General features: G+C 73.1%; 22 protein-coding genes and 1 riboswitch. Of the genes, 16 read left to right on the forward strand and 6 right to left on the reverse strand.

Annotated elements, in window-relative coordinates; translation table 11 throughout:
- On the forward strand, nucleotides 1–391 hold a 391-nt coding region (locus tag KS423_RS04645; protein WP_224275125.1), incomplete at its 5' end, for a winged helix-turn-helix domain-containing protein.
- A 150-nt stretch (nucleotides 392–541) separates the two neighbouring features.
- On the opposite strand, the gene KS423_RS04650 is transcribed toward KS423_RS04645, so the two are convergent.
- Nucleotides 542–1,324: an IclR family transcriptional regulator gene (locus tag KS423_RS04650; protein ID WP_224275126.1), complete on the reverse strand. Its 783-nt coding sequence runs from the start codon at nucleotides 1,322–1,324 to the stop codon at nucleotides 542–544.
- Nucleotides 1,325–1,782: 458 nt separating this feature from the next.
- On the opposite strand from KS423_RS04650, the gene KS423_RS04655 reads away from it, so the two are divergent.
- From KS423_RS04655 to KS423_RS04680, 6 genes are all read left to right on the forward strand, one after another.
- Nucleotides 1,783–2,841: an ABC transporter substrate-binding protein gene (locus KS423_RS04655; protein WP_224275128.1), complete on the forward strand. Its 1,059-nt coding sequence runs from the start codon at nucleotides 1,783–1,785 to the stop codon at nucleotides 2,839–2,841.
- A gap of 70 nt (nucleotides 2,842–2,911) precedes the next feature.
- Nucleotides 2,912–3,940 carry an NrtA/SsuA/CpmA family ABC transporter substrate-binding protein gene (locus KS423_RS04660; protein WP_224275129.1) on the forward strand — a complete coding sequence of 343 codons (1,029 nt, stop codon included), beginning with the start codon at nucleotides 2,912–2,914 and terminating at the stop codon, nucleotides 3,938–3,940.
- Nucleotides 3,937–4,803 carry an ABC transporter permease gene (locus KS423_RS04665; RefSeq protein ID WP_224275131.1) on the forward strand — a complete coding sequence of 289 codons (867 nt, stop codon included), beginning with the start codon at nucleotides 3,937–3,939 and terminating at the stop codon, nucleotides 4,801–4,803. The genes KS423_RS04660 and KS423_RS04665 overlap by 4 nt, the downstream gene beginning before the upstream one ends.
- Nucleotides 4,800–5,567 carry an ABC transporter ATP-binding protein gene (locus KS423_RS04670; RefSeq protein ID WP_224275133.1) on the forward strand — a complete coding sequence of 256 codons (768 nt, stop codon included), beginning with the start codon at nucleotides 4,800–4,802 and terminating at the stop codon, nucleotides 5,565–5,567. Before KS423_RS04665 ends, KS423_RS04670 begins: the two co-directional genes overlap by 4 nt.
- An 87-nt stretch (nucleotides 5,568–5,654) precedes the next feature.
- Nucleotides 5,655–6,560 (forward strand): ABC transporter substrate-binding protein, encoded by a 906-nt coding sequence (locus tag KS423_RS04675; RefSeq protein WP_224275134.1) that lies wholly within the window; start codon nucleotides 5,655–5,657, stop codon nucleotides 6,558–6,560.
- Nucleotides 6,561–6,563: 3 nt separating this feature from the next.
- Nucleotides 6,564–7,640 (forward strand): LLM class flavin-dependent oxidoreductase, encoded by a 1,077-nt coding sequence (locus KS423_RS04680; RefSeq protein WP_224275136.1) that lies wholly within the window; start codon nucleotides 6,564–6,566, stop codon nucleotides 7,638–7,640.
- Between the two features lie 191 nt (nucleotides 7,641–7,831).
- Here the strand turns inward: KS423_RS04680 and KS423_RS04685 are convergent, their stop codons facing one another.
- A complete protein-coding gene (locus tag KS423_RS04685) occupies nucleotides 7,832–8,824 on the reverse strand; it encodes an aldo/keto reductase (RefSeq protein WP_224275139.1) in 993 nt (330 codons plus the stop codon).
- 384 nt (nucleotides 8,825–9,208) lie between these two features.
- On the opposite strand from KS423_RS04685, the gene KS423_RS04690 reads away from it, so the two are divergent.
- The 6 genes from KS423_RS04690 (at nucleotide 9,209) to KS423_RS04715 (ending at nucleotide 13,909) form a co-directional block, all read left to right on the forward strand.
- Nucleotides 9,209–10,228: an LLM class flavin-dependent oxidoreductase gene (locus tag KS423_RS04690; protein ID WP_224275142.1), complete on the forward strand. Its 1,020-nt coding sequence runs from the start codon at nucleotides 9,209–9,211 to the stop codon at nucleotides 10,226–10,228.
- 263 nt (nucleotides 10,229–10,491) lie between these two features.
- A complete protein-coding gene (locus KS423_RS04695) occupies nucleotides 10,492–11,058 on the forward strand; it encodes a TetR/AcrR family transcriptional regulator (RefSeq protein WP_224275144.1) in 567 nt (188 codons plus the stop codon).
- Between the two features lie 107 nt (nucleotides 11,059–11,165).
- Nucleotides 11,166–11,768, forward strand: coding sequence for a DUF4865 family protein (locus KS423_RS04700; RefSeq protein WP_224275145.1), 603 nt, complete (start codon nucleotides 11,166–11,168; stop codon nucleotides 11,766–11,768).
- Nucleotides 11,769–11,785: 17 nt separating this feature from the next.
- Nucleotides 11,786–12,334, forward strand: coding sequence for a carboxymuconolactone decarboxylase family protein (locus KS423_RS04705; protein ID WP_224275148.1), 549 nt, complete (start codon nucleotides 11,786–11,788; stop codon nucleotides 12,332–12,334).
- Nucleotides 12,331–13,293 (forward strand): phosphotriesterase, encoded by a 963-nt coding sequence (locus KS423_RS04710; RefSeq protein WP_224275151.1) that lies wholly within the window; start codon nucleotides 12,331–12,333, stop codon nucleotides 13,291–13,293. The genes KS423_RS04705 and KS423_RS04710 overlap by 4 nt, the downstream gene beginning before the upstream one ends.
- 124 nt (nucleotides 13,294–13,417) lie before the next feature.
- Complete coding sequence (locus KS423_RS04715) at nucleotides 13,418–13,909, forward strand: N-acetyltransferase (protein WP_224275152.1); 492 nt, start codon at nucleotides 13,418–13,420, stop codon at nucleotides 13,907–13,909.
- A 139-nt stretch (nucleotides 13,910–14,048) separates the two neighbouring features.
- On the opposite strand, the gene KS423_RS04720 is transcribed toward KS423_RS04715, so the two are convergent.
- Nucleotides 14,049–14,813 (reverse strand): SDR family NAD(P)-dependent oxidoreductase, encoded by a 765-nt coding sequence (locus KS423_RS04720; protein ID WP_224275154.1) that lies wholly within the window; start codon nucleotides 14,811–14,813, stop codon nucleotides 14,049–14,051.
- Between the two features lie 137 nt (nucleotides 14,814–14,950).
- Here KS423_RS04720 and KS423_RS04725 point away from each other — a divergent pair, with 137 nt between their 5' ends.
- Nucleotides 14,951–15,571 (forward strand): TetR family transcriptional regulator, encoded by a 621-nt coding sequence (locus tag KS423_RS04725; protein ID WP_224275156.1) that lies wholly within the window; start codon nucleotides 14,951–14,953, stop codon nucleotides 15,569–15,571.
- 269 nt (nucleotides 15,572–15,840) lie between these two features.
- A complete protein-coding gene (locus tag KS423_RS04730) occupies nucleotides 15,841–16,983 on the forward strand; it encodes an esterase family protein (protein WP_224275158.1) in 1,143 nt (380 codons plus the stop codon).
- A 155-nt stretch (nucleotides 16,984–17,138) separates the two neighbouring features.
- On the opposite strand, the gene KS423_RS04735 is transcribed toward KS423_RS04730, so the two are convergent.
- Nucleotides 17,139–17,468 (reverse strand): MoaF N-terminal domain-containing protein, encoded by a 330-nt coding sequence (locus tag KS423_RS04735; RefSeq protein WP_224275159.1) that lies wholly within the window; start codon nucleotides 17,466–17,468, stop codon nucleotides 17,139–17,141.
- Nucleotides 17,469–17,947: 479 nt separating this feature from the next.
- Nucleotides 17,948–18,113, forward strand: a riboswitch (cyclic di-AMP (ydaO/yuaA leader).
- 1 nt (nucleotide 18,114) lies between these two features.
- Here KS423_RS04735 and KS423_RS04740 point away from each other — a divergent pair.
- Nucleotides 18,115–19,494 (forward strand): family 16 glycosylhydrolase, encoded by a 1,380-nt coding sequence (locus KS423_RS04740; RefSeq protein WP_224275162.1) that lies wholly within the window; start codon nucleotides 18,115–18,117, stop codon nucleotides 19,492–19,494.
- Nucleotides 19,495–19,557: 63 nt separating this feature from the next.
- On the opposite strand, the gene KS423_RS04745 is transcribed toward KS423_RS04740, so the two are convergent.
- Both KS423_RS04745 and KS423_RS04750 read right to left on the reverse strand, forming a co-directional pair.
- Nucleotides 19,558–20,169, reverse strand: a complete 612-nt coding sequence (locus KS423_RS04745; protein WP_224275165.1) for a hypothetical protein — start codon at nucleotides 20,167–20,169, stop codon at nucleotides 19,558–19,560.
- Between the two features lie 333 nt (nucleotides 20,170–20,502).
- Nucleotides 20,503–21,300 (reverse strand): IclR family transcriptional regulator, encoded by a 798-nt coding sequence (locus KS423_RS04750; RefSeq protein WP_224275167.1) that lies wholly within the window; start codon nucleotides 21,298–21,300, stop codon nucleotides 20,503–20,505.
- Between the last annotated feature and the right edge of the window lie 63 nt (nucleotides 21,301–21,363).

Raw genomic sequence — 21,363 nt, forward strand, 5'->3', positions numbered from 1 at the left:
CGCCGGCTCCGCGGCGGCCCACGCCGTCCCCGGTGCGCAGCCGGCGACCGGCGGGCCCGGCGCCCAGACCGTGACGGGGGTCCGTTCGGTCCGCCCGGCCGCGCGCGGCATCTCCGTCGACACCGAGCGGCGCAACGCTTATGTCGACGGGCGGTTGCTCGACCTCACCTACCTGGAGTTCGAGCTGCTGGCCCACCTCACCGATCACCCGCAGCGGGTGCACACCCGGGACCACCTGGTCTCCGCGGTCTGGGGCTACGGCCACGTCGGGGACGGGCGGACGGTCGACGTGCACGTCGCCAGGCTGCGCCGCAAGCTCGGACCGGCCTACCGGGACACCATCGTGACGGTCCGCCGGGTCGGCTACAAGTACACCCCGGCCACGGTCTGAGGGCCGGTCTGAGGGCTGGTCTGACAGCCGGTCCGAAGACGGATCCGACGTTCGGCCTGAAGGCCGGTCGCCGACGGTCGGTCGAAGCGGCGGGCCACTCGTCCTGACGTGGACGGGCGGCCCGCTGCTCCGCCGTGTTCCGGTGGACCGTCAGGAGCGCTGGTCCGGCGGAAGCAGGAGGACGGCGAGGGCGTCGGCGCAGCTGCGGGCGTGGCCGAGGAACCGGTCCAGCCGGTCGTCGGTGAGGTGCGCGGGCGTCGAGCGGACCGCCAGGGCGAACCGGGCCTGCCCGGCGCCGTCCAGGACGGGTACGGCCACCGTCCGCACCCCGGCGGCCGACTCGCCGTCGTTGAGGGCGTACCCGGCCGCCCGGACTTTCGCCAACTCCTCCTCCAGGGCGGACGGTTCGGTGATCGTGCGGTCGGTGAACGGCGTCAGCGGGCCGAGTGTCGACGGTGCCGTCGCGCCCGGGCGGGGCCAGGCCAGCAGGACCTTGCCGAGCGCTGTGGAGTGCAGTGGGCGGCGCAGGCCCAGTCCGGTGTCCGGGCGGACCGAGCCTCCGACCAGGATCACCGCGTGCGCGCCGCTGCGGATCGCCAGATCGGCCGTCGCCTTGGTGCGCCGGGACAGCAGCTCAAGCTCGGGCCCGGCGAGGTGCAGCCCGCGCTGGTGGAAGGTGAGCTGGCCGAGTTCGGCGACGGCCGGACCGAGCCGGTAGCGCGCGGTCTGTTCGTCCTGCTCCAGGAATCCGGCGCTGACCAGCGTGCGGGCCAGCCGGTGCGCGGTGGAGACCGACAGGCCCATCCGGCGGGCCAGGTCCGAGGCGCTCAGGTCGGGGCCGTTGTCGTGGAAGCAGTGCAGCAGTCCGAGCGCGCGCTGGACGGCCTGCGCACCGGCCGGCGGACTCTGGACGGCGGTGGCGGCCTCGGCCATGGCACCTCGCGTTTCGGTTCGGGACTCCGGACGGGCGGCCGGAAGCGGTCTCAGCGTAGGGCAGACGGTGCTGCGGGAATGTGTCGACGACGTTGCAATGGAATGGCTTTGATGAACAACTGATCCCACCATGTGGCAAAGGCTTGCCTCCGGCTCACCTGCCGTGGAACGCTCCTTGCATCGCGCCGGACGGCCACTCGGGCCTGGCGGCGATTGCCCCGACTCCACGGAAGGAGAAGCACCGTGACGTCCCACCGGTGTCTCCCCTCCCGTGCGTGTTGTCGCTGACCGAACGTCTTCCGCGCCGCCTGCCCCTTTCCTGCATCGTGGCGCACAACTCCCTTGCACACCAGGCCCAGTGGGCCGCCGTGCAGGTAATCGACACCCAGTTTCTCCGGCTGCCGTCGGAGCCCCGTGGAGGACCGACTCCGTTGTCCAGTCGTACCCGGAACGCTTCCGTGCTTCCCGACACCCTCTGGTTCACCCGCTGTCCGGTGCCCACCGCGACCGGGATCGCCGCCGACCAGGGTTGGCTCGCCCGCGAGTTCGCCGCCGACGGCATCGCGGTCCGCTCGCTGCAGGACGCTCCGCCCGAAGTGGCCGCGGACCACCACTACACCCACGCGCTGACGGGCCTGTTCCGGGAGGGCGGCAACGTCCCGGCGCTGTGGGCCCGTTCGCGCGGTGAGGCGACCAGGCTGATCGGCCTCACCTGGATCGAGGAGCGCCAGGCGGTGCTGGTGCGGGCCGGTAGCGGCATCACCGAACCCGGGCAGCTGCGCGGGCTGCGGCTGGCGATCCCCCGTCATGACATCGGCATCGACTTCTGGCGGGCGATGGCGCTGGCCGGCTTCCGTGGCGCCCTCGGGCTCGCGGGCCTCACCCTGGCGGACGCCGAACCGGTGGACATTCCCGGCGCCCCGGACGGCGCGCAGTGGTCCGCCGAGCTGGCCGCGCTGCGGCGCGGCACGGTGGACGCGGTGTACGTGAAGGGGGCGCTCGCCGTCGAGGCGGCCCGCCGGATCGGCGCGGAGGTGGCCGTGGAACTGGACGCGGCGCCGGACCGCAGGGTCCGGGTCAACAACGGCACGCCTCGGCCGATCACCGTCCACCAGCGGCTGCTGGACGAGCGGCCCGAGCTGGTCGCCCGTTTCCTCGCCGTGCTGCTGGAGGCCGCCGACTGGGCGGCGGAGCACCCGGAGGAGGTGGTCCGGATCCTGCAGGCCGAGACCGGCGCCGGGGCCGAGGGCGTCGCCGGGGCCTACGCGCCGGGCAGCCACCGCACCCTGCACCTGGACCTGTCGGCGGAGCGGCTGGAGTTGCTGGCGATGCAGGAACGATTCCTCGGAGAGCAGGGCTTCCTCGCCGCGCCGGTGGACGTCCAGGCGTGGGCCGACCCGGAGCCGCTTCGTGCGGCCCGCGAGCTGCTGCGCGAGCGGCGTGCGCGCGCCGGTGCCGATGCTGAGGCGGTTGCCGGAGCCGGTGCCGGCGCTGTTCGAATCACAGACTTCGGATAACAGCCTTCAGCTAACAGATTTCGAAAGTTGTCAGCTGTCGGCTGTCATCTGTCACTTGTTTGGAGAGCCCGTGAAGACCCCCCGCCTCGCCCTCGCCGCGACCGCGCTGCTCGCCTCCACCGCCCTGGCCGCCTGCGGCTCGTCCGCCGACGGGGCCAAGGCCTCCGCCGGAGACGGGGCCGGCGGCAAGGCCGACGTGGTGCTCCGGCTGCCCGACCCCGGCAACAACGGCTTCCTCGCCCGCGGCAAGAAGGACGGCTCACTGGACCGGGCCCTGGCCGTCGTCCACGCCAAGGTCGCCTGGACCGGCAGCGCCGGCCCCTTCGCCCCCGCCGCCCAGGCCCTCTCCGCCGACCAACTGGACGTCGCCCAGGGCTCGATCACCTCGGCCGTCGCCGCGCTGGCCCAGAAGCCCGGCTTCAAGCTGTTCGCCCAGACCGCGCCCGACGGCGTCGGCGAGGGAATCCTGGTGAAGAACGACTCGCCCATCAAGTCCGTCCAGGACCTCGTCGGCCGGAAGGTCGCCGTCTCCCAGGGCGGCACCAGCGAGTACCTGCTGCTCAAGGCGCTGGCGAAGAACGGCGTCCCGGCCGACAAGGTGGAGCGGGTCTACCTGCGTGCCGACCAGACCTCCGGGGTCTTCAACTCCGGGCAGGTGGAAGCCTGGGCGACCTGGAACACCTTCTCGACGCCCGCCATCGCCAACGCCGGTGCGCACTTCCTGGTCAACGGCCAGGAGGTCGGCTCCGACAACTACGCCGTCTGGGCGGTGCGCAACGGCTTCGCCGACAAGCACCCCGAGGTGGTCAAGGCCTTCTACACCTACCTGCGGGACAACGGCGAGAAGGAGAAGGCCGACCCGGCCGGCTACCTCAACGTGTTCACCGATGCCGGCCCGACCGCCGTCACCCCCGCCGAGAAGGTCGTCGCAGTGAACGTCAGCAGGCAGGGCGCCCCGGCCGGCGCCATCTCCGACGCCGACATCGCCCGCTTCGGGACGGTCGCCCAGTTCTTCGCCGACCAGAACGTCACCAAGCAACTGGTGGACGTCAAGCCGTACCTGATCGACGTCAACAAGCTCGGGGACGGTGCCAAGTGATCGCCGCAAGCGCGGAGTTCGCGCCCGCCGACACCCGGGCGGCGCTGGACGCCGGTCTGGTCGCCCCGCAGAGCCGGCGGCGCCGGCCGCGCCCCCGCGCGCTCGCCGTGACCCTGCGGACCATCGGTCCGCTCGCCCTGATCGGCGGCTGGGCCATCGCCTCCGCCACCGGCGCACTCACCCAGGACGTGCTCGCCTCGCCCACTCAGGTCGCCCAGGCCGTCGGGGAGTTGTGGGGAAACGGCCAGTTGACCGACGCCCTGTCCGTCTCCCTCACCCGCGCCGGGCTCGGTCTGTTCCTCGGTGCGACCGCCGGACTGGTGCTCGGCGTGGTCACCGGATTCACCCGCCTCGGCGAGGAGTTGCTCGACTCCGCGATCCAGGTCCTGCGCACCGTACCGTTCCTGGCCCTCGTCCCACTGTTCATGGTGTGGTTCGGCATCACCGAGACCGCGAAGGTCGCCCTGATCGGGGTCGCCACCAGCTTCCCGATGTACGTGTCCGCCTCCGGCGGGGTCCGCAGTACCGACCGCAAGCTGGTCGAGGCGATGCGCAGCTTCGGCCTCGGCCGCTGGGCGATCGTGCGTACGGTCGTACTGCCCGGCGCGCTGCCCTCGCTGCTGTCCGGACTGCGCCTGTCGATGACGCTCAGCGTGATCGCCCTGATCGCCGCCGAGGAGATCAACTCGACCGAGGGCATCGGGTACTTGATGGCCCAGGCGCAGAACTACTCGCGTACCGACGTCCTCGCCGTCTGCATCCTGATCTACGGGCTGCTCGGCCTCGGCGCCGACGGCATCGTCCGAGTCCTGGAGCGCGTGCTGATGCCGTGGCGCCAGGCCGTCCCGGGAGCGGCCCGATGACCGCCGACACATCCACCACCGCCACGCTCTCCCCCTCTTCGCTCCCTTCCCCCTCGGTGTCCGAGGAGGCGGTGCCGGCCGTCCATCTGCGCGGTCTGCGCCGGGTGTTCGGCACCCGGGCCGTGCTCGACGGGGTCGACCTCTCCATCGCCCGCGGGGAGTTCGTCGCCCTGCTGGGCGCCAGCGGGACCGGCAAGACCACGCTGCTGCGGATCCTCGGGGCGCTCGACCGGGCGGACGAGGGCACCGTGCTCGTCCCGCCGGTCCGTACCGTGGTGTTCCAGGAGCCCCGGCTGATGCCGTCCAAGCGGGTGCTGGCCAACGTCACGGTCGGCCTGCCGCGGGGCGCCGCGACCCGGGAGACCGGGCTGAAGGCGCTCGCCGAGGTCGGCCTGGAGCGGCACGCCGAGGCCTGGCCGGCCACCCTCTCGGGCGGCGAGGCGCAGCGCGTGGCGCTCGCCCGGGCGCTCGTTCGGGAGCCGCAACTCCTTCTGCTCGACGAACCGTTCGCCGCGCTGGACGCACTCACCCGGCTGCGCATGCAGGACCTCGTCGGCGACCTGGTGCGCCGCCACCGCCCGGCGGTGCTGCTGGTCACCCACGACGTGGACGAGGCCGTACGGCTCGCCGACCGGGTCGTGGTGCTGCGCGAGGGCCTGTTCGCGCGGGACGAAGCCGTCACCGTCCAGCGCCCGCGCGACCCGGCGGATCCTGCCTTCGCCGACTTGCGGCGCCGCCTGCTCACCGACCTCGGCGTCCACTGACGTCCGTGATCCCCCCTGAATGCCCCGGCATTTCCCTGATTCCCCTGACTCCCGACAAACCAAGCCCGCACCACCGGAGTTGACCAGATGACCGTCACCCTCGGCGTCCACGCCAGCAACCCCTCGCTCTACTACCTCGCCCGACTCCCGTACCTGGACGAGGAACTGGCCCCGCTCGGCGAGACCGGCGCCTTCCACCACTACGCGGACGGCACCCGCACCGGCCCGCTGCTCGCCGAGGGTGTCATCGACTTCGGCGGCACCGGCTCCACCCCGCCGATCACCGCCCAGGCGGCCGGTCACGACCTGGTCTACGCGGTGGTCTCGGCACCCCGCCCGGACCACGGCGCCCTGCTGGTGTCGGACTCCGGCCCGGTGCGGACGGTCGCGGACCTCAAGGGCACCACCGTCGTCCTCGCCGTGGGCTCCTGGCAGACCCACCTGCTCGCCAAGGCCCTGCACGCACAGGGGCTTTCGTACGGCGAGGACGTCACCCCGGCGCGCCCGGCGGCCGGTGAGGACCAGGCCCGGAGGCTGCGCGACGGCGAGATCGCAGGCTGGATCGCCCAGGGCGCCGAACTCGCCGCCGCCCGCCGCAGCGGGGAGTTCCGGGAGCTGATCCGCACCGGCGACGTCATCGCCGACCGCTCGGTGTTCTTCACCCGCCGGGACTTCGCGACCGAGCGCCCCGAGGTGGTTGCCGCGATCGTGACCGCACTGCGCCGGGCGGATGCCTGGGCGGCCGCCAACCCGGCCGAGGCCGCCGCGATCGCCGCCGAGGAGCTGGGCGGCACGGCCGCCGACTGGCAGTCCGCGCTGGGTGCACTGCCCTGGCAGCTGGAGCCCGCCACCGCCGGGTTCGTCGCCGAGCAGCAGGAGGCCGCGAACATCTTCCACGGTGTGGGCTTCATCGACCGGGCGCTGACCGTCTCCGACGCCCACCTCCCCGCGCTGGAGGCCCCGGTGGCCGCCGCGCTCGCGAAGGCGGTCTGACCCGTGGCCTCCGAAGTCCTCTGGTACATCGTCCCGCGCGAGGGGCACTACCCCTGGGAACCGGCCGGTCGCCGCCCGGTGGACCTCCGTTACCTCCAGCAACTGGCCGGCACTGTCGAGCGGTTGGGCTATACCGGCGCCCTGCTCGCGACCGACCTGTACGACGTCTGGACGCTCGGCAGCGCGCTCGCGGCCGCCACCACCCCGGCCTTCAAACCGCTGCTGGCCGTCCACCCGGGGCTGGTCTCGCCCACCCTGCTGGCCAAGATGGCGCTCAGCTTCGACCACCTGCACGGCGGCCGGCTGCGCTTCAACGTGGTCAACGGATCGACCGCGCAGCTGCGCGAGTACGGCCTGGATGTCGAGCACGACGACCGCTACCGGCTCAGCGGCGAGTACTGGTCGATCGTGAAGCGCCTGACGGCGGGCGAAGTCTTCGACCACAAGGGCGAGTTCTACGAGCTGAAGAACGCCGGTGCGAGTCTGCGCGACCTCCCCCCGGTGCAGCCCGGCGGCATCCCGCTCTGGTTCGGCGGCAGCTCGGCGGTCGGCATCGAGATGGCGGCCCAGCACGTGGACGTCTACCTGACCTGGGGTGAGCCGCCGCACCTGCTCAAGGAGAAGCTGGACCTGGTCCGTGAGCGCGCCGCCGCCCACGGGCGGAGCCTGCGGATCGGGCTGCGGCTGCACCTGATCGTCCGGGACACCGAGGACGAGGCCTGGGCGGCCGCCGACCGACTGCTGGACGTCACCAGCGAGGCGACCTACGCGCGCCGGCTGGGCGAGACGAAGGGGGAGGACGGGGTCGGCTGGCAGCGGCAGTTCCGCCAGCACGGCGGCAGGGTGCCGGCGCGGGCCCGGGAGCTGGAGGTCCACCCCAACCTCTGGCCGGGGATGAGCCTGTTCCGTCCCGGCCCGGGGACGGCGGTGGTCGGCTCGACGGCCCAGGTGGTCGAGCGCCTGCAGGAGTTCGAGGCGCTGGGCGTCGACACCTTCATCCTCTCGGGCAACCCGCTGCTGGAGGAGGCCCACCGGGTTGCAGAAACGGTTCTGCCTGCCCTGGGTGTCAAGCGACCCTGACGGGCCGGCGGGCGGGGCGGTGTCCGGTGTCCGGCCGCCGCCGGTCGGCGGATGGGCGGGCTGACAGCTGACAAGCAACGGATAACAGGTAACAGCTGACAGATTTCGAAATCTGTCAGCTGTCATCTGTGATCCGTCATCCGTCGGCTGTCATCCGTCAGCCGTCAACCCGCCGGCTGCCGCCTCGCCCCTCAGCGGCTCAGTCGGTCGATCTCCGCCAGCTCCTCCGCCGTCAGCGGCCCTCCCGCCAGCGCGTCGAGGTTCTGGTCCAGCTGGGCCACGCTGCTCGCGCCGATGATCACCGAGACCACCCGCGGATCCCGCAGCACCCAGCACAGCGCCAGCTGTGCCAGCGTCTGCCCGCGTCCCTCGGCGACCTTGGCCAGCGCCCGCAGCTGCTCCAACTTCGGCCCGGTCAGGGCCTCCTCGGTGAGGAACTTCCCGACCGACATCCGCGAGCCCGCCGGCACCTCTCCGGACAGGTAGCGGTCGGTCAGCAGCCCCTGGGCCAGCGGCGAGTAGGCGATCAGGCTGGTCCGGGTGTCGCCCACCGCGTCCAGCACGCCGCCGTCCTCCACGTACCGGTTGAGGATCGAGTACGCCGACTGGTTCAGCAGCACCGGCGTCCCCAGCTCGCGCAGGATCGCCACCGCCTCCCGGTGCTGCTCCGCCGGGTAGTTGGAGATCGCCGCGTACAGCGCCTTGCCCGAGCGCACCGCGCTGTCCAGCGCCCCCATCGTCTCCTCGATCGGGGTGTCCGGGTCGTACCGGTGCGAGTAGAAGACGTCCACGTAGTCCAGCCCCATCCGGTCCAGCGACTGGTCGAGGCTGGCCAGCAGGTACTTGCGGCTGCCGCCGTTGCCGTACGGGCCGGGCCACATGTCCCAGCCGGCCTTGGTGGCGATGAACAGCTCGTCCCGGTACGGCCGGAAGTCCTGGGCGAACAGGTAGCCGAAGTTGCGCTCGGCACTGCCGTACGGCGGGCCGTAGTTGTTCGCCAGGTCGAAGTGGGTGACGCCCCGGTCGAAGGCCCGGCGCAGCACCGCCCGCTGCACCTCCAGCGGTTGGGCGTCACCGAAGTTGTGCCAGAGCCCGAGCGAGACGGCGGGCAGCTGGACGCCGCTGCGGCCGGCTTTCCGATAGGTCATCGAGTCATAGCGGTCATCCGCGGCGAGGTAGCTCATGCCGGACATCTTGCCACCCGGCCACGGCGGCTCAACCCCTTGCCCCCGCTTCCGGCCGGTGCCTATCCTCACGGAGGATCGTGTGTGTGCGAGGCGCGGGGGAGGCGAAATGGCAGTCCGGACCGTGACCGTCGTCGCAGCCCGCTGTTGTCGCCGCCGCAGCACCGACCGCTGACACCACCCGCGCGACCTGCCGCCCGAGCGGCCCGCCGCCCGCCCCGTCGGCCATGTCCGCCGGTGTCGCCCGTGAGAGCGCAGCGCCGGTTCACTGCCCTGGTTCTCCGCGCTCCGCGCGGCTCACCGAGCCCCGGGACTCCACCCGGCCCCTGCCGATCGTGTTCCGGGAGTACTCCGAGCCCCTCCCGAGCACCCAAGGAGTCCGCCGTGCGGTTCACCGTCTCGTCCCTCGTGGCCAACGCCCCGGACCCGGTCACCGGCGTCCGGCGCACCCCGCAGCAGAAGCTGTACAGCGTCATCGACCAGGCGCTCCTCGCCGAGCAACTCGGCTACGACGGCTTCGGCGTGGGGGAGCGGCGCGGTGAGCCGTTCCTCTCCCCGGCGCCGCCCCTGCTGCTCGGCGCCATCGCCGCCCGCACCTCCGCCATCCGGCTGTTCACCACGGTGACGGTGCTCAGCGTCCTCGACCCGGTCCGGGTCGCCGAGGACTATGCGATGCTCGACCAACTCTCGGGCGGTCGCCTGGAGTTGATTGTCGGCAAGGGCAACGACCCGCGCCACTTCGGGCTGTTCGGCCTCTCCGAGGAGCGACAGTGGGAGGCGCTCGCCGAGAACTACGGCCTGCTGCGCAGGCTCTGGCGCGAGGAGAAGGTGACCTGGGAGGGCTCGACCCGCCCGCCGCTGAAGGACGCCACCGTCTGGCCCCGCCCGCTCCAGGACCCGATCCCGGTGTGGCACGGAAGCGCGACCAGCACGCAGTCCACCGACCTCGCCGCCCGCCACGGCGACCCGCTCTTCTCCGCCAACTCCTTCCACCCGCTGGAGAAGTACCGGGCGCTGGTCGAGCACTACCGTGAGCGCTGGGAGCACTACGGGCACGACCCGGAGCAGGCCCGGGTGGGCGCGAGCTTCGGTGGACTGTACGTCGCCAAGCGTTCGCAGGACGCCGTCGAGGGCTTCCGCCCGTACTGGAACGCGCTGTTCGACTCGGCCGCCGGCCGGCACAACAACTCGCCGTTCCGGTCCTTGGACGACGCGCTGGAGCGCGGTTCGGCGCTGGTCGGCAGTCCGCAGCAGGTGATCGAGAAGATCCACCGGTACCACGAGGCCTTCGGCAACGAGGTGGTCGGCATCGGGGTGGACACGCTCACCGAAGGGGCCCAGCGCGAGCAACTGGAGCTGTTCGCGAGCGAGGTGGCCCCGGAGATCCGCCGCGCGCTGCCGTAGCCGCCCAGGTCCGCCGCCCGCCCGCGCAGTGCGCCGCGCACCCCCTACGCGGCGTGACGCCGGCCACCCTCCGTGACGTGACGCGCGCCACCAGGCGCGCCGGAATGCCGTTCAGCGGTGCGGGGGATGACGAACGGTCGAGGGGCCGTGGCCGCCGGGGGGCGGCGCACGGCCCTCGATCGTTCCGGCCGGCGGGGTCCTCCGAGAGCTCGGGCGGAGTCCGCGCTGGCCTTCTGTACCTACTGGTATGTACAGTGATCCGCATGAGCACCCAGGACCGCCTCATCGAGAGCACCCAGGCCCTCCTCTGGGAGCGCGGCTACGTCGGCACCAGCCCCAAGGCCATCCAGCAGCGCTCCGGGGTCGGCCAGGGCAGCATGTACCACCACTTCACTGGCAAGCCCGACCTTGCGGCCGCCGCCCTGCGCCGCAGCGCCGAGCAGATGCGGGGCGTCGCCGAGGCCGACCTCGCCGCCCCCGGCACCGCCTACGACCGGATCGCCGCCTACCTGCACCGCGACCGCGACGTCCTACGCGGCTGCCGGATCGGCCGGATGGCCCAGGACCCGGACGTGGTCTCCGACCCGCACCTGCGCGCACCCGTCGAGGAGACCTTCGACTGGCTGCGCGGCCGCATCGCCGGACTGGTCGCCGAAGGCCAGGCGGGCGGCGAGTTCGCCCCCGGCCTGGACCCGGCCGACACCGCCGCCGCCGTGGTCGCCGTCGTCCAGGGCGGCTATGTCCTGGCCCGCGCCGCCGACAGCGCCGAGCCGTTCGACCGGGCCGTTCGCGGCGCCCTCGGCCTGCTCGCGACACACCGCACGGCCTGACCCGCGTCGCCGAACCCCAGGCACCCGCCGGACCCGAAGCCCCGCCGAACCTGAAGCCTCGCCGGACCCCTGCACCTGCCGGACCCGTCGAACCCGAGGAGCCCGCCGTGCACGCCATGCAGTACGAGATCACCCTCCCCGCCGACTACGACATGGGCGTCATCCGCAAGCGGGTCGCCGACAAGGGCCACCTGCTCGACGCGTACCCGGGCCTCGGCCTCAAGGCCTACCTGGTCCGCGAGCGCGGCCGGCACGGCTCGCCCGTCAACCAGTACGCGCCGTTCTACCTCTGGCGCACCGCCGAGGGCATGAACGGCTTCCTCTGGGGGCCGGGTTTCCGAGGCCTGAGCGCCGACTTCGGTCGCCCCGCCGTCCGGCACTGGCTCGGCGCGGGCCTGGCCCACGGAGCGTCGGCAGCGTCGGCACCCGCGGGGGAAACGGCCGGGCCGCCGACCACCGCCACCCGCGAGACCGTACGGCTGCCGGAAGCCGCCGACCCGGCCGAGGCCGTCGAGCGGGCGCTTGCCGACCTGCCCGCGCGCCCGGCCCTGCACACCGCCGCCGTGGCCGTCGACCCGAGCCGCTGGGAACTGCTCCGCTTCGCCCTTTGGCACGGTCCGGCCCCCGAGGACGCGCCAGGCGTCCGGTACGAGGTGCTGCACCTGTCCCGCCCCGAACTCGACCGGCTGCCGGCCGGCCGCCACTGGTGAAAGGACCCACCGCCCCGATGTCCCCCGCGACCGCTCCCGCCGGCACCGAACTCACCCGGGCCGCGCTCGACCGCGCGGCCGGCTACGCGTTGCTCGCCGACCTCGCCGGCCCGGGCGCCTCCACCACCCTCGGCGGCCTGGACGCCCTTGCCCCCGGCTTCCCCGACTGGATCGTCACCAGTCTCTTCGGCGGCACCTACCAGCGCGCCGGCCTCGCCCTGCGCGACCGTCAGATCGCCAACCTGGCCGCCCTCACCGCCCTCGGCGGCGTCGAGCCGCAGCTCGCCGACCACGTCCGCTACAGCCGACGGATCGGTCTGACGGAGGCGGAGATCACCGAGGTCATCGTCCACCTCGCCCCGTACGTCGGCCTCCCCAAGGCGCTGGCCGGCCTGCGCGTCGCCACCGCCACCTTCGCCGAGGCCACCGAGAGCGTCACCGGGAGCACCGCCGAGAGCGCCACCGGCCCGGCCGCACCCGTCGAGACCGCACCCGTCGAGACCACACCCGTCGAGACCCCCGTCGACACCGCCACCCAGGTCGCCGGCGAGGAGGCCAGGGCATGAGCCGTACCGTCCGCACCGTCCTCGGCGACGTGGCCCCCGCCGACCTCGGCATCACCGACTCCCACGACCACCTCTTCATCCGCAGCCCGCTGCTCCCCGGCCAGGAACTGGACGACCCGGGCGCCGCCGAGGACGTGCTGCGCGCCTACGCCACCGCCGGTGGCCGCACCCTCGTCCAGTGGACCCCGCTCGGCCTGGGCCGGGGTGCGGACTCCCTCGCCGCGCTCTCCCGCGCGACCGGCGTGCACATCGTCGCCGCCACCGGCGCGCACCAGGCGATCCACTACGCGCCGGGCTTCTTCCCCGGACCCCCCGAACACCCCGACCCCGGTCTTCAGGCGGGCGAGAGCCCTGGCCCGTACGCCGACCTCGCGGAACGTTTCGTCGCCGAGCTCACCACCGGCCTGCCCGGCGCGCCCGAGGGAGTCCGGGCCGGGTTGATCAAGATCGCGGGCGACGCGGGGCCCACCACCCGGCACACCCGGTGGACGATGGCCGCTGCCGCCGAAGCCCACCACGCCACCGGCGCCCCGATCGCCGTCCACCTCGAAGCCGGCGGCGCTCCGCACCGGGTCCTGCACGGGCTGCACGACCGGCACGGCGTGCGGCCCGACCGGATCATCCTCGGCCACCTCACCCGGCTCCCCGACCGCGCGCTGCACCGCGCCCTGGCCGCCGAGGGGGTCCACCTCGCCCTGGACAGCCCTTCCCGGGCCGGCCATCCCGCCGACCACCAGGCCTTCGACGTGATCGCCGACCTGGTCGAGGCGGGTCACGCCACCCAGCTGCTGCTCGGCGCCGACACCACTACCCGGACCGCCCGCGCGGCCGGCGGCCCGGTCCGCCTGCTCACCGACCTCGCCCCGCGCCTCGCCCGCAGCTACGGCCCCGAACTGCCCGAGCTGCTCCTCACCACCAACCCGGCCGCCGCCTTCGCTGCCGACTGGCGCACGCCGTAGGGCTCCGCCGGCCCGGGTACCTCGCCGGACGGGACGTCCCGAACGGTCGGAGTCGAGGGTGGGACGCGCCACAGGCGGGGGAAGGGCCTGACGCCCGCCGGGCGTGCCCTCTACCGTCCCGTCCATGGTGACGCTGACGCTCCGAACCCTCACGACCGCCGACTGGCCGCTCTGGCGGGACCTCCGCCTCGCCGCCCTGACCGATGCGCCGGACGCCTTCAAGGCCGGCCTCGCCGACTGGCACCAGGGCGGCGAGGACCGCTGGCGCGACCGGCTCCACCTCCCGGACGCCCACCACGTCGTGGCCTTCCTGGCCGGCGGCCCGGTCGGTCTGGCCGGTGGTCTCCCCGGATCGCCGGACGGCGTACGGGAGTTGCGCTCGCTCTGGGTCGCCCCGCAGGCACGCGGCCGGGGCGTCGCGGACCGGCTCATCGAGGAGGTGGAGCGCTGGGCCCGGGCCACCGGTGGCACCACGCTGCGCCTCGCCGTGCTCCCCGGCAACCAGGCGGCGTTCGCCCTCTACCGTCGCCACGGCTTCGTCCCGCTCGCGGAGCCCGGTGACCTGTTCACCGACGGGGCCACCCGGGAGCTCGTCCTGGTGAAGCCCCTGCGATGACGGCCGCCGTACCCGGCTCGGAAGCGGGGCAGCGGCCGGCCCCGGCGTCCCCGTGGCGGCGGCGCCGGGAGAACACGGAGGCGGGGCCTGTGCCGTACGGGGGGATGGCACAGGCCCCGCCGTCAACCGGACCGACGGGTCACATGTGGGTGCCGCCGTCGATGCGGAGCTCGGTACCGGTGACGAAGGCGCCGTCGTCGGAGGCGAGCATGGCGATCACGCCGGCCACCGTCTCCGGGCCGGCGAAGCCCTGGCCGAGGGCGGGGGAGAGCTTGGCCAGCAGGCTGAAGTCGGCGTCGGCGGGCAGGCCCGGGTTGTGGGTCATGCCGCTGTCGATGCTGCCCGGCGCGACGCAGACCGCGCGCAGGCCCTGCTTCGAGTACTCCGAGGCGATGGCATGGGTGAAGGACTGGATGCCGCCCTTGGTCGCGGCGTACGCGGCCATGTACGGGTGGGCGAAGCTCGCGGAGGTGGAGCTGAAGTTGACCACCACGCCCTTGCCGCCGGCGAGCAGCGCGGGGAGCGCCTCGCGGGTCATCAGGAAGGTGCCGGTGAGGTTCACCGCGAGGAGCTTGTTCCAGAACTCCAGGGTGGTCTCGTGGGTGTGCGAGGAGCGGAGGATGCCGGCCGCGTTGACCAGCACGTCCAGGCCGTCCAGGCCGGCGATCGCCTCGGCGACGCCGGCGACGACGGCCGCCTCGTCCGATATGTCCAGCACCTGGATGGTCAGGCGGTCCGCGGTCCCCTCGGCGGTGGCGCGGTCCAGGGTCTTCTTCAGGCCGTCCTCGTTGACGTCGACGGCGACGACCTTCCCGCCCTCGGCGAGGATCCGGTGGACGGTGGCCTGGCCGATGCCCGAGCCGCCGCCGGTGATCAGGACGTTCCGTCCGCTGAAGCGCTCCATGGTGGTACTCCGTTCGTTCGTGGTCTCTCGACCTCGAACGACACGGTACGCCCCGGTGGCACGTTGTGCCAAAAAGTCTCATGGTGCCGTTTCGTCGCAACGTGCCGCCATGGCATCCGCCCGCGTAGGCTGGTCCCGTGACCGGACGCCCGACCCTGACCCAGCGCCGCCGCGAGGCCACTCGACTGGAGATCGCCCGTGCCGCCGCCGCGCTCTTCGCCGAGCGGGGAGCGGAGGCGACCACCGTCGAGGAGGTCGCCCTCGCCGCGGGCATCTCACTGCGCACCTTCTACCGGTACTTCTCCGTCAAGGAGGATGCCGTCGCTCCGCTGCTCGCGGCGGGTGGGCAGGAGTGGGTGGAGCTGTTCGCGGCGAGCCCGGCGGATCTGCCGCCCCGGGAGGCGTTGGAACGCGCGGCGGTCGCTTCGCTGACCCCTGCCGACGAGGCGCGGGCCGAGATGATGCAGTGGGCCCGCGGTCTGCTGCGCGACCCGAGGCTGAACGCCACCTGGCAGCGCGTCCACGCGGACTCGGAGGAGAGGCTGCGGGCCGCCCTCGCCGAGCGCTGCCCGGACGACACCGATCCGCTGGAGGTCCGGCTGGCCGCCGCCGCCGCGACCGCGGCGATCCGGGTGGCCCTGGAGCAGTGGGCCTCCTCCGACGCGCCCCTCGCCGGTCCGGGCTCCCCGCGGGACCTCGGCGCGCGCTGCATGCGCGAGCTCACGGCGGGGCTGCGGCTCTGGGAGCGGGTGGGCTGAGCCAGGCCCGCTCCCGGCCGGCGGTGTGGACGGCGACGGGCCATGGCAGGTGACAACCAGGTGACAACTTTCAGATGACAGATTTCGAAATCTGTCATCTGAAAGTTGTCAGCCGTCCGGCCCGCTCCCCGCAACCTCCCAGCCGCGATCAGCGTCCTCCCAGCTGGCGCTAGGGTTGGTCCTCGCGCCCCGACGGGGGAACCGGGGTGACCTCCTCGGATGTCCCCAGCGGAGGGGACTGGAGTTCGAGGCGTGGGAGCAAGCAGGACATGGGTCTGACGAGCCACAAGGTGCTGGCGCTGACCGCACTGGTCGCGGTCGTGATGATGGTCGGCACGGTCTGGTTGTGGCCCAGACTCGCGAAGAGGACCTGGCAGGCGGTGCTCGGCCGGATCGGCGCGCTGCTCGCCACCCAGCTCGCGGTGCTCGCCGCGCTCGGCCTGGTCGCGAACAACTACTTCGCCTTCTACAGCAGTTGGGACGACCTGCTGGGCACCGGCGACACCGGCCCCGTGGTCATCCACAACAAGGCGGACGCCTCCGGCCGGCTGATGGTGGAGACGATGGGGCAGGCCGCGGTCAAGGGTGGCGGGGCGATGGGCCGCGAGCCCGGCCAGTCCGGCGAGATCCGCAAGGTCCGGATCGACGGCGCGGTCAGTCGGCTGTCCACCGAGGGCTACGTCTACCTGCCCCCGCAGTACTTCCAGCCGGAGTACGCCCAGAAGCAGTTCCCGGCCGTGATCGTCAGCACCGGATTCCCAGGAATCGCCGAGAACCTGATCACCCGCTTCAACTACCCGGGTGCCGCGCTCAAGCTGCTGCAGGAAGGGCGGATGCAGCCGACCGTCATGGTCCTGGTGCGTCCCTCGCCCGCGCTGCCGCAGGACACCGAGTGCGAGGACGTCCCGAACGGCCCGCAGTCCGACACCTACTTCACCAAGGACGTGCCCTCGGCGATCCAGGCCAGCTTCCGGGTCTCCAGCGACCCGCAGGCCTGGGCCTTCATGGGCAACTCGACCGGTGGCTACTGCGCGCTCAAGCTGGCCATGCGCCACCCGGACGTCTTCCCGACCGCCGTCGCCCTCTCCGCCTACTACGAAGCCGCCGACGACCCGACCACGGGCGACCTGTTCGGCGGCAGCAAGCAGCGCCGCGACGAGGCCAACCTGCTGTGGCGCCTGAAGAACCTGCCGCAGCCGAAGGTGTCCGTGCTGCTGGCCGGCACCAAGAAGGGCGACGGCAACTACCGGCAGGAGACCGAGGCCTTCGTCGACGCGGTGCAGAGCCCGATGAAGGTCTCGTACAGCATGCTGGAGAACGGCGGCCACAACTTCGAGACCTGGAGCGCCCTGCTTCCCTCCTCGCTGGAGTGGCTGTCCCAGCACCTCAAGGTGCCGAACCAGACCGTCTGACGGGGGAACGGCACCCGGGTCCGCCCGAACCGCCCGGCGCCCGGACCGCCCGGGCCATCCGAACAGGCTGGGGAGAAGACCGAACCCCCGGGGCCACGGCCCCGGGGGTTCGGTCGTTCACGAGCCGTACGGCTCCCGCGCAGCGGTCCCGCCGCTCAGGCCACCCGCTCCAGCGTCCCGGTGTGCAGCTCGCCGACCCGGCCGCCCTCGCCCTCGAAGGTCCAGAAGGCCCGCACCGTCAGCTTGCCGAGGTCCATCACGTGGCTGACGGTGATCCCGCTCTGCTCCGTCCAGCTGACGAAGTAGATCTCCGGTGCGACCTCGGCGACGTGCAGCCGCACGTCCTCCCACTGGCCCGCGGACTCGCCGAGGCCCTCCCAGCGCAGCCGCGTGCCGTCGGCCGAGTAGGTGTTGCGGAAGGCCGCGCCGTTGTCGGCCCGGAAGAGGTAGGTGCGGCCGGCGAAGGCGGGCAGGGGCGCGGTCATGGCGGGGCGGGTCCTCGTTCCTGTTCGGTCGTGGCGAGCATCCGGTCGGGCTCGCCGCTCTTGTGCACGGCGGATGATGTCAGGCTTCCAATTTATCCGACCGGGCGCACTCGGTCAGGCACTCGCCACGGTACGGTCCGCCACCACGCGGCCGCCCGGATGCGCTGGTCTTCACCGCGAGCGCGCTGGACACCATCGGCATCGCGGCGGTCGGCGGCACCCGGCTGCTCGCCGGCCTGAACCACCTGGAGCTCGCCTGGGCGCCGGACGCCCGTCCGCCTGGCCCGCCTTGGCTCTCCCGCTCCCGGAAATTGATCAACTCGACTGCCACACAGCGTCGTTGATCGACACCACTGTGAGCTGCGCGACAACCTGCCCGGCCGAGTTGTCCGCTCACGTACGACCCACCTAGCCTGCAACGGTCGTCCGCCCTCGCGGACCCCGCCGCCGGGACGCCGAATCCTGTCCACCCGCCGGCGGGTCACCGAGCACCACAGCGGACGGGAGCGGGGGAACCAAGGTCAGCGCCCGGGCCGCACGCCAGAGCGTACGGGCCGCGGCTAGGGGTGAAGCCGCTCCGCAGGCGGCCGGGCGACCTCAGCCCGAACCCGACAGCTCACCTCGCAGGCGTCGCAGAGGTCACCCCATGCCCCAGCCTGCCAGCTCGACGCACCGGCCGGCGCCCGCGTCCGCCCGCCGCGGTGGACCGCGCCATGCCCGTCCGTCCCACCGCGGACGCAATGCCGCCCTCGCCGCCACCGGGGCGTTCGCCATCAGCGGCGCCGGACTGCTCGGTCTGTCGGCGGTCACCGGTGCCCAGGCCGTCACCGCGTCGACCGTCACCCAGGACCGGCTCGGCCCCGCCACCATGGTCGCGGGCAGGGCCACCACCGCCTCGCTCGGCCTGCACTCCGCGGCCTGCTTCACCGCGAAGACCGTCGGTGTGGGCGTGCGCGACGCGCGCGGCAACAACCTCGACTTCCCCGGCAACGTCTCCAACGTGCAGATCTGCCCGAGCGGGGTCGACTTCACCAGCGGTGCGCGCGCCCTGCCCGCCGGGACGTACACCCGGTTCGGCTTCTGGCAGGAGCTCGGCGGCGCCTGGCACAACCTGCCGTCGCAGCAGTTGGTCGTCTCCGCCACCGGGACGTCCACCCCGACCCCGACCTCGACCCCGATCGCGACGCCGACCCCGACGCCGACCGCCGAGCCGACCCCGACGACCAAGCCGACCCCGACCACCGCGACGACGCCGACCACGCCGGCCCCGACGACCACGTTGACCCCGTCGCCGAGCGCAACCCCGAGCCCGAGCGCCCCGGCGCCGTCCTCCCCTGTCGCCGGCAAGTCGCTGACCTGGTCGGACGAGTTCAACGGCGCGATCAGCTGGGGCCGGCGCTGGGTCGGCGACAAGAGCTCCGCGTACAAGTACGGCAATCACAACCCGGGCGACAACAAGCTCGACTGGCTGAACAGGAACAACGTCAGCGTCGCCAACGGGGTCGCCACCTTCACCGCCACGCCCGGCGGGCCGGCCCTGGAGAACGGCAAGCAGTCCTGGAACACCGGGTTCCTGACCACTGAGGGATCCAGCGAGGGCTTCCAGGTCAAGACCGGCGACTACGCCGAGACCCGGGTCAAGCTGCCCGCCGGCAGCGGCGCCTGGCCGGCCCTGTGGACCTGGAAGAACGGCAACGGCGAGGTCGACTCCTTCGAGTACCACCCCGACAACCCGAACCTGCTGGAGCTGACCAACCACGTCAACCCGGGCAGCGCGAGGTACTACACCGACGCGAGCGCCATCGCGAAGGACCGGTGGGTGACCATCGGCACCCACTACGGCGCCAACTCGGTGGACTGGTACGTCAACGGCGTCAGGGTCTTCTCGGACGGCAAGGGCGTCGGTGCCAACTGGTCGGCGTACCTGAACCTCAGCCTCTCGGTGTGCGCGGGGCAGTACCACCCCGCGCCGCAGGGGACCGCCCCGATCACCTTCGCCGCCGACTACGTCCGCGTCTACCGGTAGGAACGGGCCATCGGCAGGACGGTTCCGCAGGCCGGGCCGGCCCCACCGGCGGGACCGCGTGACTCAGGAGCCGGCAGTCGTCTCGACCACCGCGATGTCGAACGGCTGCCGGTTGTTGCCCTCGTTCCGGTCGTCCGCGCCGCGCACCACGACCGAGCCGCCGCTCAGCCTGCCCACCGGCAGCTGCGGGTCAAGCCGGACCGGGACGAGGGCGGTCGCGCTGCGCCCCTCCCGCAGCCCGGGCCCGAACACGCACCGCACGGTGCGGCCGTGGCCCAGCACCTGGCAGTCGGAAGGGAAGTACGGACCCTCCGGGCTGACGCCCTCCGGCAGGGTCACCACGACCGTGAACGGGGAGGCGGTGGTGTCCGGGCCCCCGTTGCCGACGAAGGCGCGGACGGTGGTGGTGCCGCCGGGGGTGGCCGGGTCCGGGGCGGTCCGGACCACCTCCAGGTCGGAGGCGGACGGCCGAGCGGCGGCCGGCGCGGGCAGCGTGGAGGCCTCGGATCCCGCGTCCGTCGCTGCTCCGGGCTTCGCCAGGGCCGGCAGGGTGGAGGCCCCGGGCGCCGCCGGGACGGGCAGGGTGGACACCGTGGACGCGCCCGTCGTGACGACCTCCAGCGCGGGCCGGGGCTCGGGCCGCCGCAGCGCCCAGGACGGGTCGGTGGCCGACACCGTCACCGCGCACCCCGCCGCCAGGGCCGCGGCCAGTCCGGCCCCGCCGAACCCCCGGCCTCTCGCGGCAGGTCGTGCGCCGCCGCCCCGCACACCCCCGCCCGGTACGTGGCCACCCGGTACCTCACCGCCCCGAACGTCCCGGTGCTGCTGCTCCATCCCCGTTCACCCTGCCCTCGCGTCCCGGCCGCCCGCGCCGTCGCGGGCGGCGTCGGCACCAGGGTGGCGGAGCCGTCGCCGGAGCCCGGGGACAACCCGCCCGTCGTCCGCCCGAACGGATGAAGCGGCGTGCCTCTCCGACCGGGTGGGCCGGCAGCGATGGTTGACAGGGCGTCAGGGGGCGAGAACCTGCCCCAGCCGGGTCGCGATCCGGTGCATCACGGGGACCAGTGAGGCGGCCCCGGCCTGCTCCTCCAGGGCCCGGATGCGCGCCTCCGGGCCGGAGACCGAGAGTGCCGTGGGCGTCGGCGCGCCCGGGACGGCGAGCGCGATGCAGCGGACGCCGATCTCCTGCTCCTGGTCGTCGACCACGTAGCCGCGCGAGCGTGCCTCGACGAGCTGGCGCATCAGCTCCTGCGGGTCGGTGACCGTGTACTCGGTGTGCGCGGGCAGCGGGTTGGGGCCGAGGACGGCGCGGGCCTCGTCCTCGGGCAGCTGGGCGAGCAGCGCCTTGCCGACGCCGGTGCAGTGCGGTTGCACCCGTCGGCCGACCTCGGTGAACATCCGCATCGAGCGGCGCGACTGGACCTGGCCGACGTACACCACCTCGCCGCCCTCCAGCACCGCCAGGTTGGCGGTCTCGCCGGTGGCCTCCATGAGTTCGGCCAGGTACGGGCGGGCCCAGCTGCCGAGCAGTCGGCCGGCCGTCTCGCCGAGGCGGATCAGCCGGGGGCCCAAGGTGTAGCGGCGCGTGGTGTCCTGGCGGACATAGCCCTGCTGGACGAGGGTACGAACCAGTCGGTGGATGGTCGGCATCGGGAGGCCGGAACTGGTGGAGAGCTCGCTGAGGGTGGCCACGCCGCCGGAGTCGGCCAGCGCCTCCAGGAGTTGGAAGGCGCGTTCGACGGACTGCACGCCGCCGCCCGCGCGTTCGGCGCCTGTCGTCGATGCCGGGTCGGGGGTCGCAACCACCGGCGTTCCTTTCGCTGTCGGGGAGGAGTAGAGTCCCGGCGACCTCTTCAACAAACCGTTGAA

It is taken from the genome of Streptomyces sp. LS1784 (genome assembly GCF_020103755.1).
Taxonomy (GTDB): Bacteria; Actinomycetota; Actinomycetes; order Streptomycetales; family Streptomycetaceae; genus Kitasatospora.